This window comes from Kribbella sp. VKM Ac-2566 (genome assembly GCF_004366005.1).
In the GTDB taxonomy this organism is placed as follows: Bacteria; Actinomycetota; Actinomycetes; order Propionibacteriales; family Kribbellaceae; genus Kribbella; species Kribbella pratensis.
Map to the genome: position 1 here is coordinate 289,114 of NZ_SODT01000014.1, position 14,910 is coordinate 304,023.

Consider the following 14,910-nt stretch of genomic DNA (forward strand, 5'->3'; position numbering starts at 1 on the left):
GGTGGTGGTTGCTGGGGTGTGTGTCGGGCTGCGTGTTGTTGGCGGGTGGCGGGTGTTGGCGGGTCGGGTGGTGGTGGTTGCTGGGGTGTGTGTCGGGCTGCGTGTTGTTGGCGGGTGGCGGGTGTTGGCGGGTCGGGTGGTGGTGGTTGCTGGGGTGTGTGTCGGACTGCGCGTTGTTGGCGGGTGGCGGGTCTTGGCGGGTCGGATGCTGGTGGCTGCCGGCCTGTGGGACGAACTGTTGGACGTCCCAGGAGTGCGCGACCAATGGGCACGCGACGTTCTGCGTTGTCCGTGCTGCCATGGCTACGAGGTCTGCGACCGTCGGCTCGGCGTCATCGGAGGCAGCTCGGGTGCGGTCCCGTACGCGCAGATCGTGCGCCAATGGACCCACGAGCTCGTCTACTTCACCCCGCCCGACGCGCTCACTGCGACCGGACGATCCGCGTTGTCGGCCCGCGGGATCGGTGTGGTCGCGGGAACGGTCAGCCTCAGCCACAACCGCGCGGAGGTCACGTCCCGCCGCGGCACGGGAGTACAGCTGATCGTCGACGGTGGCCGCTTGCGCGGTGTGCAGTTGGTCGACGGCAGCGTGGTGGCGCGGGATGTGCTGTTCGTGCCGCCCGAGTTCGTACCGAACGACCATCTTCTGCGCAGCCTCGGTTGGGCGGTTGACGACGGCGGCTGGGGCGCAGTCGAGGCGACTGGACGCACCGGCGTTCCCGGCGTCTGGGGCGCGGGCGATGTCGTCGCCACCCGCCCAGGTCGCCACCGCCACCGCCACCGTCACCGCCGACGGCGCCGGCCGCGATCGCGCTCGACGCCGACCTGGTCGAGGACGACGTACGCAAAGCCGTTCACGACCTCGTGCACTGACCTCTCGCGCACACATCACCATCACAACACCAAGGAGCGATATGACCACCCCGAACCCCCGCACCAGTGCCGACCCCAGCCGGCGCGTGGCCGGCCCGCCGTCCAAGCATCAGTTGGCGTTGATGATCTGGCTGGCCGTCTTTCCGACCCTCACCGTGCTCAACCTGACCCTCGCCGACTGGCTGGGCACGCTCGCGCCCGTACTGCGCACGTTCGTGCTGGCCACGATCGCCGTACCGATCGTGATCTACGGCGTGATGCCGCAACTCCACCGGCTCCGCACCCGCATCCTGTCTCGATCCGCGGACCACTGAGCCATCCCACGAAGGAGCTCTGATGTCGACTCTGATCACCCACCCAGGACCTACGACCACCACCGATCTGCCGCTCTACCGTCTGCACCTCATGCGCGCCGGGTACCTCCTCATGGGCGTCGGTCTTGCCGTCGTCAAGTGGCCGATCCTCATCAGCCACGGCAGCTCCTGGCCGCTGTTCGAAGGAGTCGTCACCTGCATCCTCACCGCCATGTCGCTGCTCGCGTTCCTCGGGCTGCGCTACCCGGTCCGGCTGCTGCCGCTCCTTCTTTTCGAGTCCGCCTGGAAGCTCATCTGGCTCTCCGTCGTGGCACTACCCAAGGCAGTCGCCGGAGACATGGACTCGGCTACGCAAGCCATTGCGGTCAACTGCGCTGTGGTCCTGGTCATCCTCGCGGTCACGCCGTGGCGGTACGTCTGGCAGCAGTACGTGCGTGCTCCTGGAGACAGGTGGCGATGACGTCAGACCTCTGGTTGGGGCATGGCCTAGCCTTGAGGGGCTATGTCGCGTAGGAGGCCTTCGAAGTGGCAGCGGCCGGTCAGTGACCGGCCGCTCCTTGGTGGTACCCAGTCTCGCGAGGTGAAGGCGGGCGCCGAGTGGAACGTCCGCCGGGTGTCCGGGTCCGCGTCCGCGAAGTCGTACCGCTGCCCGGGCTGCGACCAGCAGATCCTGCCGGCCACCCCGCACGTCGTGGTGTGGCCGGAGAACCCGAGCCTGCTCGGTGCGATCGGTGGCAGCCAGTCGTTGGACGAGCGGCGCCACTGGCACACGGCCTGCTGGCAGCGCAGTCGGTGAGCAGACGGTGAGCAGTCGGTGAGCAGTCGGTGAGCTCGGTGAAAGGGTGGAGGGCATGAAGCTTCCGGTCACGGCGTACGGCGACACTGGTACGCCGGTCGTGGTGATGCACGGATTGTTCGGCTCGGGGCGGAACTGGATGACCGCCGCGCGCCGTCTCGCGGACCGGCACCGGGTGTTCGCGTTCGACCTGCGCAACCACGGGACCTCGCCGCACGTCGAGACGATGAGCTACCCGGAGATGGCCGACGACGTCCGCGAGACGATCGAGTCGCTCGGGCTCGGGCCGGTCGCGCTCGTCGGGCACTCGATGGGCGGCAAGACCGCAATGCTCACCGCGCTGCAGTACCCCGCGGCGGTCGAGCGGCTCGTCGTCGTGGACGCGGCGCCGGTCGCGTATCCGCCGGCGTTCGTCGAGTACGCCCGGGCGATGCGGAACGCCGACCTGTCGTCGATCACCCGCCGGGCGGAGGTGGACGCCCAGCTCGCCGACGCCGTACCGACGCCCGGGACACGCGCCTTCCTGCTGCAGAACCTGATCCTCGACGCCGACGGTGCGCGGTGGCGGCCCAACCTGCCGGTGATCGAGGCCGCGCTGCCGGCGATCTCCGGCTGGCCCGCGGTCGAGGGACGGCAGTACGACGGGCCGACGCTGTTCATCTACGGCGGCAAGTCCGACTACGTCCAGCAGGACCACCGCGCGACCATCGCGGCGTACTTCCCGCACGTCCAGTACGCCGAAGTCCCGGAGGCCGGGCACTGGGTCCACGCCGAACGCCTCGACGACTTCCTCGCCCTGCTCACACCGTTCCTTCCCTGACGCCGCGGAGTTACATTCGCGAGCAGGGGAAGGGGGCCACCATGCCGGCCTTTGCGGGAATCGATGATCTCGCGCTGACGGTCACCGACCTGGATCGCAGCGAGCGCTTCTACACCGAGATCCTCGGGCTGAAGCCGCTGATGGACTTCGGGACCGTGCGCACGTTCGTCGACCGGGCGAGCGGGTTCGTACTGTCGCTGTGCAGGCACGAGCTCGGGACAGCCGCGCCGTTCACCGAGCTGACAACGGGTCTCGACCACGTCGGGATGGCGGCGGCGAGTCGGGACGAGCTCGTCGAGTGGGAGCGACGCTTCGAGGCGCTCGGGGTCACGTACACGCCGATCCGGGACGAGGCGTTCGGGTCGCACCTGAACTTCCGGGATCCGGACGGCATCGCGCTCGAGCTGAGTGCCTCCAACGAGGTGTACGACGGCTGGATGGCGGAACTGCGGGCCCGCGACATCCCGGCGGACGAGATCCGCGCGCGTGTGATGGACTACCTGGGCTCGCTCGGAACCTGACACCGGCAAACGTTTGTCCGTAATCCATTGACCTTCACCTGAAAACATCGGTAAGTTTTCAACCCAGTTCCTGCAGGATCCACGATCTGGGGTGGTGGCGATGGTGGTCCGGACCGGCGCGCAGCGTCTGGCCGAGGACCCGGGGTTGGTGCCGGACGGGCGCCTGGGACTGATCACGAACTTCACCGGCGTGCTGCCGGACCTCACGCCGACCTCGGTCGCGTTGCGTGCGGCCGGGTTGCCGTTGACGGCGTTGTTCGGTCCCGAGCACGGCCTCCGCGGTACGGCGCAAGCGGGTGAAAGCGAAGGCGAGGGCGTCGACCCCGACACCGGACTGCCGGTGTTCGACACCTATCGGCGTACGGTGGCCGAGCTCGACGACCTGTTCTCCGGTGTCGACGTACTGCTGTTCGACATCCAGGACATCGGGACGCGGTTCTACACCTACATCTGGACGATGTACGACTGCCAGCAGTCGGCCGCCCGGCTTGGTATGCCATTTGTGGTGCTGGACCGGCCGAACCCGCTCGGCGGCCTACGGGTCGAGGGCCCGCTGCTGCAGCCCGGGTTCGAGAGCTTCGTCGGGCGGGCGCCGATCCCACTCCGGCACGGACTGACGGTCGGCGAACTCGCCCTTCAGTTGGGTACGGCAACGGTCGTCGAGGCGGAGGGCTGGAGCCGTACCTCGACCGGGACCGGTCTGCCGTGGGTGCCGCCGTCGCCGAACATGCCGACACCGGAGACGGCTTTGGTGTACCCCGGCACCGGCCTGTTCGAGGGCACGAACCTGAGCGAGGGCCGCGGTACGACGCGACCGTTCGAGACGATCGGAGCGCCGTACGTCGATGACCGGCTTGTGCCGGCGTTGCGCGCGTGTGAGCTGCCCGGGGTGATCTTCCGGCGGACGTGGTTCGAGCCGGTGTTCCACAAGTACGCGGGCCAGCCGCTGTCCGGCGTACAGCTGCACGTCGTGGACCGCGATGCGTTCGAGCCGGTGCGGACCGCGCTGACGATGTTGCGGGTGCTGAACGAGCTGTATCCCGACGACTTCGATCTGTTGCCGTCGCTCGACAAACTGTGGGGTTCGGACTCGCTGCGGAAAGCCTTGGAGGCCGGTGACGACCCGGTCGAGCTCTTGCCCGCGGCAACCACACCGGCCGACTGGGTACGCGACGGAGTACTGCTCTACGAAGGGGCTGCCCGATGATCCGTTCGTTCCAGGTCGGCGACGGGCCGGCACTGGCTGCGGCCTGGGCCGCCGCGGCGCCGGCCGACCCGATCAGCTACCAGCGGTTCCGTGACCTGTTCCTGCTCGACCGCAACTTCGACGCGGCCGGTCTGCAGGTGGCCGTGATCAATGATCAGGTCGTCGGCGCCGCGTACGCCGTCCGCCGGCTGATCGCCGTCGACGCCGACGACCTGGAGCCGGCGTCCGGCTGGATCCCGTTCTTCTTCGTGCATCCGGAGTACCGCGGTCGTGGTCTCGGGCGCGAGTTGTTGTCCGCGGCAATGGACTGGCTCCGGTCCCACGGGCGGTCCGAGGTCTACTTCTCGTCGTACACGCCGAACTACTTCCTCCCCGGTCTCGACGCGGCGCGCTATCCCGCCGCGGCTCGATTGCTCGCCGAGCTCGGCTTCGAGCGCGGGTACGACGCGGTCGCGATGGACCGCAGCCTCGTTGGGTACGCCGTTCCGGACGAGGTCCGTAAGCGGATCGACGCGCTGACGGCCGAGGGCTACAGCTTTGGTACACCATCCGGCGACGAGCTGACCGCGCTGATCGCGATCGCGGGCGCGGAGTTCAACCCGGACTGGGCGCGCGCGATCCGCGAGGGCGTCGTGTCCGGTCTGCCACTCGACCGCATCGTGGTAGCACGCGACCCCAGTGGAGCGATCCTCGGCTGGGCGATGCATGGGACGTACGAGGCGGTGATCGACCGCTTCGGGCCGTTCGGCGTCCTGCCGGCCTCCCGCGGCACCGGGCTCGGGAAGGTGTTGCTGCACCTGACGCTCGAGCGGATGGTCGCCGCCGGCGCGCACAGCGCCTGGTTCCTGTGGACCGGCGAGAAGTCCGCCGCCGGGCAGCTGTACCTGAAGACAGGTTTCGACATCACCCGCACGTTCACCATCCTCCGGGCGCCCCTGGTCCCGGATGGCGGGAAGGAATGACATGAGGATTTCCAGAGGTCTGCGGCTTGCTGTTGCGCTCGGACTGTTCGCCACGGCCGCGGCCTGCGGCGGCGGTGGCGGCGCGGCGGGCGGCAGCGGCGACAAGGTCGAGCTGACGCTGCTGAGCCACTACAGCGACGGCCCGTCCAAGGAAGGGCTGGACAAGATGATCCAGCAGTGGAACAAGGAGAACCCGAAGGTCCAGGTGAAGGCGCAGGTGGTCAAGTTCGACGACCTGCTCACCACGATGACGGTCCGGCAGACCGGCGGCCGCGGCGCCGACATCGTCAGCGCGTACGGCCTGTGGGGCGGCCAGCTGATGAAGGCGAACGTCGTGGCCAAGGTGCCGGAGGACATCGCGACCAAGATCAAGGCGGAGTACAGCCCGGCCGCGCTCGGCGCGGTGACCACCGGCGACACGCTGCTCGGGTACCCGACCGAGCTGAACACCTACGTGCTCTTCTACAACAAGAAGATCCTGGCCGCGGCCGGCATCAGCAAGCCGCCGACCACCTGGGCCGAGCTCGCCGACGCGGCCAAGAAGACGGTGCAGCGCGATGCCAAGGGCAACATCCAGGTCGAGGGCCTGAGCCTGATCCAGGACGGCGACAACAAGTCCGTGCACCCGTTCCTGTCGCTGCTCGACGCAGCCGGCGGGAAGTTCCTCGGCCCGGACGGTACGGCGCAGTTCGACAACGCCGAGGGCAAGGCGGCGCTGAAGTTCGAGGCCGACCTCGCGGCCGCGAAGGCGACCAACCCCTCGATCATGCCGACCAAGCAGTTCCGCAGCGGCGGTGTCGCGATGGCGATCCAGGCCGGCTGGTGGATCGGCAGCCTGAAGACCCAGATGAAGGACAAGTACTCCTCCGACGTCGGCGTGACCGCGATCCCCGGGCCGACGGCGGGCAGCAAGGGCTCGCTGGCGTACGGGTTCTTCATGGGCGTGAATCAGCGCAGCAAGCACGCCGACGAAGCGTGGAAGTTCCTCACTTGGATGAACGAACACAAGGCGGCCGACGGTCAGGTGACCGAGACCGGCAAGTGGCTGGCCGACCAGGGCCTGATCCCGCCGCGGACCGCTGACCAGGCGGCGTACAAGAAGTCGTTGTCCGACCCGAACCTGGCGCCGATCTACGACGCGGCGACGTACGCGATGGCCGAACCCAACCAGCCGGGTGCGTACGAGGCGAAGACCGCGCTGCACAACGCGCTCATGGGTGTGCTTGCCGACGGCAAGAACCCGGACGACGCGCTGGCGCAGGCGGCCAAGGCGGTCAAGCCGCAATGACGTCCGCGGTCGGCAGGGTCGGCACGTTGGCGGTGCCGGCCCAGCGCGTCGGAAAGCTGCAGCGCGAGGGACGGGCGGCGTACCTGTTCCTCGCGCCGGCATTGCTGTTCTTCTGCGTGTTCCTGATCCTGCCGTTCATCTTCGCGATCGTGCTCGCGTTCTCGGACTGGGGCGGCTTCGACCTCGGGACCCTGAAGTGGGCCGGTACGGCGAACTTCGGCGACGTCCTGAGCTTCGACGGGACGTTCGTCAAGCCGATCCTGGTGAACACGCTGCTGTTCGCCTTCGGGTCGGTGTTCCTGGCCACGTTCGGGTCGGTGCTGGTGGCCTACTGCATCGATCGGCTGGCGTTCCAGGGGTTCTGGCGGGTGCTGTACTTCCTGCCCGTGGTCGCCACGGTCGTGGCCATCGGCAACGTGTGGAAGATGATGTACCAACCGGCCGGGCTGATCAACGGTGTGCTGAACAAGCTCGGTGTGAACAGCATCGGGTTCCTGTCCGACGCGTCGTACGCGCTGCCGTCGGTGACCGTCGTACAGGCCTGGGCCTCGATCGGCGGAGCCGTCCTGATCCTGACGGCCGGGCTGAAGGCAATCCCGGAGATGTACTACGAGGCGGCCGAGGTGGACGGGGCGAACTCGTGGCACATGTTCTGGTCGATCACGTTGCCGTTGCTGCGGCCGGCCTTGCTGTTCGTGCTGATCACGCAGTTCATCGGCGGGTTGCAGTCGTTCGCGCTGATCATCGTGATGACGGGTGACGGCGGGCCGGTGAACGCGACCAACGTGGCGGCCTTCGAGATGTACCAGCGGGCGTTCAAGTACGGCGCCTGGGGCACGGCGAGCGCGATGGCGATGGTGCTGTTCGTGATCATCCTGGCGATCACCCTGCTGCAGTTGTGGGTCGCCCGGCGGCGCGGGGAGGAGACCTCGTGAGGCGGCACGGCAAGTTCCCGTGGTTCGCGTACCTGGTCGTGATCCTCGGCGGGGTCGCGATGGTGATGCCGTTCCTCGACATGGTGATGAGCTCGTTCAAGGGCGCGGGCGAGTACGGCGTGATCCCGTACAAGCTGTTCCCGGAGTCGTTCGATCTGGACAACTACCGCGAGGCGTTCTCGCAGCTGGAGCTGCCACGGCTGTTCCGCAACAGCGTGATCGTCACGGTCAGCGTGACGGTGTCGGTGCTGATCACCTCGGCGCTGGCCGGGTACGCGCTGGCCAAGCTGAGGTTCCGCGGGCGGGCGGTGATCTTCCGGTTCATCCTCGCGACGATGATGCTGCCGCCGTTCCTGCTGCTGATCCCGACGTTCCTGATCATGCTCAACTGGCCGCTGGCCGGCGGCAACGACTTCCTCGGACGCGGCGGCGACGGCGGGCTGACGACCAGCCTGCTGGCGCTGATCCTGCCGTTCACGGTCTCCGGGTTCGGGATCTTCCTGATGCGGCAGTTCATGATCTCGCTGCCGGACGAGATGCTCGAGGCGGCCAAGATCGACGGCGCGAACCAGTGGCAGATCTGGCGGCTGATCGTGCTGCCGCAGACCAAGCCGGTGGCGATCACGCTCGGGCTGATCACGTTCATCGGCACCTGGAACGAGTACATCTGGACGCTGCTGATCTCGTCGTCCGACCCGTCGTTGCAGACGCTGCCGGTCGGCATCCAGCTGCTGCAGAGCTTCCTCGATCCGGACCGCACCATGCCGATCGTGATGGCCGGCCTGGTGATCAGCACGTTGCCGGTGCTGGTCGTGTTCCTGGTGTTCCAGAAGTACTACGTGCGTGGCGTCGTACTCAGCGGCCTGAAGTGAGGAGATTGTTGTGACCAGATCAGTGCTCGCCATCGGGGCGCACATCGGCGACATGGACCTGACCGCCGGGCCGACGCTGGCCAAGCTCGTCCTGGAGGGCGCGTCGGCGACGATCGTCGCGCTCACACCGGGGGAGCGCGGCCACCCGCGGCTGACGCCGGCCGACTACAAGAAGCAGAAGATCGCGGAGGGTACGGCGTTCGCGGAGGCGATCGGCGCGGACTTCCTGGTCCTCGACCACAGCGACGGCTTCCTCCCGGACACCGACGACGTGGCCCTGCAGCTCGCCCAGATCATCCGCGAGAAGCAGCCCGACACGATCATCACGCACTGGAAGCACTCGATCCACCGCGATCACGAGCACACCGCTGTGCTGGCCGAGCGCGCCCGCTTCCTCGCCGGTCTGCCGATCGATCCCGCGGACGACTTCGCCGCCATCACGCCGTACGCCGAACTGGCCGCGAAGCTCGCCGCACTGCCGCGGCACGGCGTGCGCTCGTTCCTGCACGCGGAGAACTGGGAGGACATGGAGGGCTTCACGCCTTCGCTGTACGTCCCGATCTCCGACGAGGCGTTCTACCGCTGGGTGTCCGCCATCCGGCACCAGGCCTTCGCCCGCGGCGAGACGTACGGCTTCCGGTACATCGACTACTACACCGCGCTGATGACGACTCGCGGCTGTCTGGCGTCGTACCCCCGGGCGTGCGCCTTCCACACCGATCAGTCCCCAGAGGTCACCAAACTCGCCGGACCATAGGGGATCTGTCGGCGTTTGGTCGTACGGTCAGTGGTGGCTCTGTCGGCGGATGGTGGGAGTAGGCGTGAGTGAAGTCCGGCTGGTTGTTCAGGGTGACGACTTCGGGATGTGTCATGCGGTCAACGTGGGGACGGTGCAGGCCTTTCGCGAGGGGATCGTGACGCAGGCGTCGACGATGGCGGCCTGCCCGTGGTTCACGGAGGCGGCCGCGTTGGCGCGCGAGTTCGCGATCCCGGTGGGTGTGCATCAGACGCTGACGTGTGAGTGGGACTTCCTCCGGTGGCGGCCGTTGACGGACGGTACGTCGTTGGTGGGGGAGGACGGCACGTTCCGGCGTACGGTCGAGGAGTCCAAGGCTGCGGTCAGTCACGCGGACGCGGTACGGGAGTTGTCGGCGCAGGCGGCGAAGTTCGCGGCGGAAGGGCTGACGCTCGAGTATCTCGACGTACACATGGGTCAGGCAGCACCGGCGGCGTACGACGAGGTCTCGGCGGCGCTCGGGAAGCCGTTCATCTACGGGCCGGAGGAGTCGAAACGGTTCACGTCGATCGAGACGTTGAGCGACCGCGACGCCGCCGAGAAGAAGCCCTGGCTGCTCGAGTACCTGGACAAGCTGACGCCCGGCGTCCACCTGCTCGTCACGCACTGCGCAGCCGCCGAACCGGAGCTAGCAGCAATCCACCGGCCCGGCTCATACACCTACCGCTGGGCCGAGGAGTACCGCCTCTCCGACCAGGCGATGGTCACCGACCCGGAGATCCGCCAAGCCATCGAGGCCCACGACATCGAACTCACCACGGTCCAGGCTGCCTTCTGATTCACATGCCCTTGATGCGCAGGGCGCCCGGGGGTGAGCCGGTGGCGGCTTTGATGTGGCGGGTGAGGTGGCTGACCGAGTGGTAGCCGGTCAGGTCGGCGATGGCCTGGAGAGGGAGGGTCGAGTTGCGGATGTGGGCCAGGGCGTGGCGTAGGCGTACTGCCTGAAGGGCGGCCTGCGGGCTGGTGTTGCGGAGGCGGGTGAACGCGGCCCGCAGGCCCGACTGCGAGACGCCGAGGTCGGCTGCGACCTGCGCGATGCGGAGACCGGCCGCGAAGCGTTCCTCCAAGAGCTGCTCGGCTTGGGCGACGAGTTGTTCGGCGAGCGTTGTGGGTGGGGTGGCTGCGGCACGGCGGAGGCGGAGATCCAGCTCGGCCAGGAGCAGGGAGCGGAGGTCCTCGCTCTCGGTTTCGCGGACCAGGGCGTCGAAGACCCGGCGCAGGGTGTGGTCGGTGTCGTCGTAGCACAGGCGCGGCCAGGGGTGGGTGGTTGCGGCGTCGACCTGGAGGAAGCGGTTCGCGTACCCGGTGCGGCTCTGCTCGGCGTGCCAGGTGTGCGGCGGGGTGAGGAGCACGGTGCCCGGAGTGGCGTCGTACGTCTCGTCGCCGACGGGGCAGGTGATCCGGCCGCGAACGTAGTACACGAGCTCCCACGACGTGTGCGCGTGGGGCGGATAGTCCTTGCCGGGCGCCGCCGTGTGTACGCCGGCGCCGAGCAGCCGTGGCGATTTGTGCATAAGCCCTGTCGCCTCCTGCATTGTTTCTCAGGTTACGTCGCAACGATGCTGGCATCGATTCGTGCATCTTGTGAAGGAGCACTCCGATGGATATGGCGACCGCATTACGCGATCTCGGCGTCACTGACGACGTACTCACGCAGGACGAGAAGGACCAGCTCGACCGCCACGGGTTCCTTCCACTGGAGGGGATTCTCACGGCGGAGGAGGTGGCCGCGATCAACGAACGGCTGGCCGAACTGACCGCGGCCGAGGGGGATCGGGCCGGCCTCGAGGTGCATCAGGAGCGGGGTACGGACCGGTTGGCGGATCTGGTGAACAAGGATCCGAGGTTCGAGGTGTGCTTCAGTCACCCGCGGGTGCTGGCGGCCATGCGGCACGTGCTGGGCGAGTTCAAACTCTCGTCCCTCAACAGCCGCGCGGCCCTACCCGGTGAAGGGCGCCAGGGCCTGCATGTGGACTTCGGGCATCCCGTCCAACCGGGCGAGTACGAGGTCTGCAACTCGATCTGGCTCCTCGACGACTTCACCCCCGAGAACGGCGCCACCCGCGTGGTCCCCGGTTCCCACCGCCGCGGCACCATGCCCGGCGACGAGATGCCCGACCCGGGCGCCGACCACACCGACCAGATCCAACTGACCGGCCAAGCCGGCACGGTCGTCATCTTCAACAGCCACCTCTGGCACGGCGGCACCCAGAACCGCACCGACAACCCCCGCCGAGCCCTGCACTCCTACTTCGCCCGACGCCACCTACCCCAGCAGCTCGACCAGCAGACCTACATCCGCCTCAACACCTACAACCGCCTGACCCCCGCCCAGCACTTCATCCTCGACGTCACGTGTTCCTAGCTAGGAGGCGTCGGCTTTGCGGACCCAGACTTCTCGGATGATGAGGAGGATGGCGGCGGCTGACGGGATGGCCAGGAGGGCGCCGACGACGCCGAGGAGGGCGCCGCCGAGGAGGGCGGCGATGACCGTGACGGCGCCGGGGATGTCGACGGCCCGGCGCATGATGCGCGGTGCGACGAAGTAGTTCTCGACCTGCTGGTAGATGACGCCGTAGATCAGGCAGGCGATGCCGATCCCGAGGCCGCCGGTGAAGCCGATCAGCGCGACCACGACGACGCCGATCAGGCCGCCGACCATCGGGATGAAGTCACAGAACATCACCACGATCGCCAGCGCCACGGCGTACTCCCGCAGCCCGATGATCTCGAGAAAGATGAACATCATGACACCGGCGGTCAGCGCCACCAGGAACTGGCCGCTGACGTAGCCGCCGACCCGGCCGAGGACCTCGTCGCCGAGGATCGAGACGCGGGTACGGCGGGTGCTGGGGACCAGGCTGTACGCCGCCCGCTTCACCGAGGGGAGCGAGGCGAGGAAGTACAGCGTCAGCACCAGGATCGTGAACGTGTTGAACAGCGCGCCCGCGACCACCTTGCCGACGCCGAGGATCCCGCCGAACGCACGTTGCGCCAGCGCCGGGTCCTGGACGTATTCCTGGGCCTTCTGGATGAAGTGGTACTTGTCGTCCAGCTCGTTGAGAGTCTTCGACTTGTTCAGCAGGTCGAGCCACTCGGGCGCGTTCTTGATCAGGCTGTTGATCTGGTCCGAGACGACCGGGACGATCGCGACGGCGACACCGGCGACCGCGAGGATCATCAGCAGGAACACCACGCCGACGGACAGGCCGCGCTTCAGTCCGCGGCGCATGAACCACTCGACCAGCGGGTTCAGGCCGACCGCAATGAACATCGAGACCAGCAGCAGGATCAGGACCGAGCGGGCCTGGCCGGCTGCGTTCCACAGACCCAGGGCGACGAGTACGCCGAGTGCCGCGAAGAAGCCGAACGTGAACGGGTTCCCCCGGCGCAGCGGCGGACCCGGCGTACCCATACCGACGGACGGGTGCCGCTCTTCGATCAGCAGTTCGTCCGCGAAGTTCGTGTCGTCGTCGTCCGCATGCGCGGCGGCAGCAGCCTCATCGGCTGCCTCGGTTGCGGATTGTTCGCTCTTGTCGGCGGCGGCCTGGGCTTCCGCGGCGGCGGACTTGGCTTCGCGCGTGGCGTCGGCCAGATCCTTGTCGGGGGTCGCTGTGGAGGTGTCGTCGCCGGATGGCGTCACATCTTGTCCTTCGGGGATCGCGCGCGCGCGGTGGCCGCATCGGTCTTCTCGTCGTCCGCGGGCGACTCGTCGTCGGAGGACTTCGCCGAGCTGGAGCGCCGCTTCTGGACCCGAGTCTCCTCGCTCGCGAGGTCACCCAGCCGGAACTCGTCGACCATCGTCGAGTCCTTCGGCTTGTCGTCGTCGTCCGAGTCCTCGGCACCGGCCGTCTCGACCAGGTCGGCAGAATTGGCGATGTCGGCAAGCTCGGCGAGGTCCGCGGCGTCGGCAGCGGGGTCGGCCGGGCCGCCGGCGGTCTTGCTGGTCTGGCCGGCGAGGTTGCCGGCGTCCTTCGGGTCGATGCGCAGGCCGGTGTCGATCCGGGTCTCGTCGACGCGGGCGTCCCCGGCGTCGATGCCGACGAACGGGCTCGAACCGGTGAACGGGCCCTCGGTGTCGTACGACGACTCGCGCGAGGATCCCGCGGCAGGCGTCGCCCCCGGGAACGGGTTGTCGGCCGGCGTCGTCGCCGGGAACGGGCTGTCGTCATCCCCGAAGTCCGCGGCAGCGCCCGAGTCAGCCGCCGTACCTGCCCCGGCCGGAGCCGAACCCGAGCCAGCCGAACCCGAGCCAGCCGGAGCCGAGCCAGCAGGACCCGAGCCAGCAGGACCCGAGCCAGCAGGACCCGAGCCAGCAGGAGCTGAGTCGGACGGAGCTGAGGGGGCGGAGGGGTACGGGGTCGAGGGCTCTGAGGCGAAGGGGCTGCCGACACCCTGCCCCAGCGCACCGGCCGGGGGCCGGGGGGACTCGGCGGGCCGGGCGAACGGGTTTGCGTACGGCCCCGCGGCGGTCTCCGAGTCGAGCTCGGCGGCCTGGCGGGCGATGTTGCTGGCGATCTCGTTCAGGCCGGCGATCTGGGTGAGGATGCCGTCGCGGCGCTTCGCCAGGCGCTCGGTCTCGCGGGCGACGACGGTCCGGGACCGCTCCGCCTCGTCGGCCGCGTTCGCCAGCTCGGCCTCGGCGCGGGTACGCGCGGTGGTCAGCAGCTGCTCGGCCTCCCGGCGGGCACGCGCGAGCGTCCGCTCGGCCGACTCCTCCGCCTCGGCGCGGATCTTGCGGGCCTGCTCGGTCGCCTCGGCCACCCGGCGCTCGGACGCCTCGGCGGCCTCCTTCATCTGGGTGGTCAGGCTGTCGGTGTCGGCCGCGATCTGCTGGTGCTTGTCGGCCAGCTCCTTGGCCTGCTGCTCGCGCTCGTCCGCCAGCCGCGCGCGCAGGGCTGCCGACTCGCGCTGGATCGCGGTCCGGATCTTCTCGGCCTCGTGCAGCGCCCCGTTCTTCAGCGTGCTCGCCTGCGACTCGGCGGTCAGCTGCAGCTGCTCCGCCTTCCGCCGGGCCGCCTGCAGCACCTCGGCGGCCTCGGTTTCCGCCGTACGCCGCAGCTCGGCCGCGTCACCCTCGGCGGTACGGCGCATGCTGTCCGCCTCGTTCAGCGCGACGGTCCGGATGTCCTCGGCCTCACGCTCACCGGTCGCCCGCGCCGCGGCAGCCTCCTTGGCCGCGTTCGCGCGGAGCTCCTCCGCCTCACGCTTGGCTTCGTCGAGCGCCTCGGACGCCTGGTCCTGGGCGAGCCGGAGGATCTGCGCGGCCCGGTCGCCGAGCCCGGCGTACGACGGGTTGGCGCTGGCCTCGAGCTGGCGCCGCGTCTCCGCGAGCTCGTGCTGCATCGGCGCGACACTCTGCTGCAGCTCGTCGGCGCGGTTGCGTGCCTCGACGAGTTGCATCTCCAGCGCGCGGACATAGTCGTCCACGGCCTGCTTGTCGTACCCTCGGCGACTGACCGGGAAGCCCCCGGCCGCAGTCGCCGTGCGGTCGAAGAACGGCAGGCTCGACTCGTCAGGCATTCT

The 14,910-nt window shown here is 68.6% G+C and carries 16 protein-coding genes and 1 pseudogene; 14 read left to right on the plus strand and 3 right to left on the minus strand.

From position 1 onward, the window contains the following. Nucleotides 1-205: 205 nt before the first annotated feature. The 13 genes and pseudogenes from EV647_RS43765 to EV647_RS35330 form a co-directional block, all read left to right on the plus strand. A pseudogene (locus EV647_RS43765) lies at nt 206-709 on the plus strand (hypothetical protein); the annotation flags it as partial. A 205-nt stretch (nt 710-914) separates the two neighbouring features. Next, the gene (locus EV647_RS35275; RefSeq protein ID WP_134010875.1) at nt 915-1,187 is read left to right on the plus strand and encodes a hypothetical protein; all 273 of its coding nucleotides are present in this window, start codon (nt 915-917) and stop codon (nt 1,185-1,187) included. A gap of 22 nt (nt 1,188-1,209) precedes the next feature. Beyond that, complete coding sequence (locus tag EV647_RS35280) at nt 1,210-1,647, plus strand: hypothetical protein (protein ID WP_134010877.1); 438 nt, start codon at nt 1,210-1,212, stop codon at nt 1,645-1,647. A 120-nt stretch (nt 1,648-1,767) separates the two neighbouring features. Beyond that, nucleotides 1,768-1,983: a hypothetical protein gene (locus EV647_RS35285; RefSeq protein WP_238175847.1), complete on the plus strand. Its 216-nt coding sequence runs from the start codon at nt 1,768-1,770 to the stop codon at nt 1,981-1,983. A gap of 55 nt (nt 1,984-2,038) precedes the next feature. After that, nucleotides 2,039-2,803 carry an alpha/beta fold hydrolase gene (locus EV647_RS35290; RefSeq protein ID WP_134010881.1) on the plus strand — a complete coding sequence of 255 codons (765 nt, stop codon included), beginning with the start codon at nt 2,039-2,041 and terminating at the stop codon, nt 2,801-2,803. A gap of 41 nt (nt 2,804-2,844) precedes the next feature. After that, nucleotides 2,845-3,324, plus strand: a complete 480-nt coding sequence (locus EV647_RS35295) for a VOC family protein (protein WP_134010883.1) — start codon at nt 2,845-2,847, stop codon at nt 3,322-3,324. Nucleotides 3,325-3,424: 100 nt separating this feature from the next. Beyond that, the gene (locus EV647_RS35300) at nt 3,425-4,531 is read left to right on the plus strand and encodes an exo-beta-N-acetylmuramidase NamZ domain-containing protein (RefSeq protein WP_134010885.1); all 1,107 of its coding nucleotides are present in this window, start codon (nt 3,425-3,427) and stop codon (nt 4,529-4,531) included. After that, entirely contained in the window at nt 4,528-5,493 is a 966-nt protein-coding gene (locus EV647_RS35305) for a GNAT family N-acetyltransferase (protein WP_134010887.1), read from the plus strand. Before EV647_RS35300 ends, EV647_RS35305 begins: the two co-directional genes overlap by 4 nt. A gap of 1 nt (nt 5,494) precedes the next feature. Next, nucleotides 5,495-6,781 carry an extracellular solute-binding protein gene (locus tag EV647_RS35310; protein WP_134010889.1) on the plus strand — a complete coding sequence of 429 codons (1,287 nt, stop codon included), beginning with the start codon at nt 5,495-5,497 and terminating at the stop codon, nt 6,779-6,781. Then, on the plus strand, nt 6,778-7,716 hold the full coding sequence (locus tag EV647_RS35315) for a carbohydrate ABC transporter permease (RefSeq protein ID WP_238175846.1): 939 nt from the start codon (nt 6,778-6,780) through the stop codon (nt 7,714-7,716). The genes EV647_RS35310 and EV647_RS35315 overlap by 4 nt, the downstream gene beginning before the upstream one ends. After that, entirely contained in the window at nt 7,713-8,588 is an 876-nt protein-coding gene (locus EV647_RS35320) for a carbohydrate ABC transporter permease (RefSeq protein WP_134010891.1), read from the plus strand. Before EV647_RS35315 ends, EV647_RS35320 begins: the two co-directional genes overlap by 4 nt. 10 nt (nt 8,589-8,598) lie before the next feature. Next, the gene (locus tag EV647_RS35325; RefSeq protein ID WP_134010893.1) at nt 8,599-9,345 is read left to right on the plus strand and encodes a PIG-L deacetylase family protein; all 747 of its coding nucleotides are present in this window, start codon (nt 8,599-8,601) and stop codon (nt 9,343-9,345) included. A gap of 64 nt (nt 9,346-9,409) precedes the next feature. Beyond that, nucleotides 9,410-10,162 carry a carbohydrate deacetylase gene (locus EV647_RS35330; protein ID WP_166680502.1) on the plus strand — a complete coding sequence of 251 codons (753 nt, stop codon included), beginning with the start codon at nt 9,410-9,412 and terminating at the stop codon, nt 10,160-10,162. Between the two features lies 1 nt (nt 10,163). On the opposite strand, the gene EV647_RS35335 is transcribed toward EV647_RS35330, so the two are convergent. Beyond that, nucleotides 10,164-10,898, minus strand: coding sequence for an AraC family transcriptional regulator (locus EV647_RS35335; RefSeq protein WP_166680503.1), 735 nt, complete (start codon nt 10,896-10,898; stop codon nt 10,164-10,166). 86 nt (nt 10,899-10,984) lie between these two features. Between EV647_RS35335 and EV647_RS35340 the strand changes: the two genes are divergently transcribed. Beyond that, on the plus strand, nt 10,985-11,749 hold the full coding sequence (locus EV647_RS35340) for a phytanoyl-CoA dioxygenase family protein (RefSeq protein WP_134010898.1): 765 nt from the start codon (nt 10,985-10,987) through the stop codon (nt 11,747-11,749). Here the strand turns inward: EV647_RS35340 and EV647_RS35345 are convergent, their stop codons facing one another. Together EV647_RS35345 and EV647_RS35350 are read right to left on the minus strand one after the other, a co-directional pair. Further along, complete coding sequence (locus EV647_RS35345) at nt 11,750-13,027, minus strand: AI-2E family transporter (protein ID WP_134010900.1); 1,278 nt, start codon at nt 13,025-13,027, stop codon at nt 11,750-11,752. It abuts the gene before it with no gap. Beyond that, nucleotides 13,024-14,907 (minus strand): transposase, encoded by a 1,884-nt coding sequence (locus EV647_RS35350; RefSeq protein WP_134010902.1) that lies wholly within the window; start codon nt 14,905-14,907, stop codon nt 13,024-13,026. Before EV647_RS35350 ends, EV647_RS35345 begins: the two co-directional genes overlap by 4 nt. Between the last annotated feature and the right edge of the window lie 3 nt (nt 14,908-14,910).

Coding starts and splice junctions, on each gene's coding strand:
- EV647_RS35275 (WP_134010875.1), top strand. CDS start 915: ATGACCACCCCGAACCCCCGCACCAGTGCCGACCCCAGCCGGCGCGTG.
- EV647_RS35280 (WP_134010877.1), top strand. CDS start 1,210: ATGTCGACTCTGATCACCCACCCAGGACCTACGACCACCACCGATCTG.
- EV647_RS35290 (WP_134010881.1), top strand. CDS start 2,039: ATGAAGCTTCCGGTCACGGCGTACGGCGACACTGGTACGCCGGTCGTG.
- EV647_RS35295 (WP_134010883.1), top strand. CDS start 2,845: ATGCCGGCCTTTGCGGGAATCGATGATCTCGCGCTGACGGTCACCGAC.
- EV647_RS35300 (WP_134010885.1), top strand. CDS start 3,425: ATGGTGGTCCGGACCGGCGCGCAGCGTCTGGCCGAGGACCCGGGGTTG.
- EV647_RS35305 (WP_134010887.1), top strand. CDS start 4,528: ATGATCCGTTCGTTCCAGGTCGGCGACGGGCCGGCACTGGCTGCGGCC.
- EV647_RS35310 (WP_134010889.1), top strand. CDS start 5,495: ATGAGGATTTCCAGAGGTCTGCGGCTTGCTGTTGCGCTCGGACTGTTC.
- EV647_RS35315 (WP_238175846.1), top strand. CDS start 6,778: ATGACGTCCGCGGTCGGCAGGGTCGGCACGTTGGCGGTGCCGGCCCAG.
- EV647_RS35335 (WP_166680503.1), bottom strand. CDS start 10,898: ATGCACAAATCGCCACGGCTGCTCGGCGCCGGCGTACACACGGCGGCG.
- EV647_RS35340 (WP_134010898.1), top strand. CDS start 10,985: ATGGATATGGCGACCGCATTACGCGATCTCGGCGTCACTGACGACGTA.
- EV647_RS35350 (WP_134010902.1), bottom strand. CDS start 14,907: ATGCCTGACGAGTCGAGCCTGCCGTTCTTCGACCGCACGGCGACTGCG.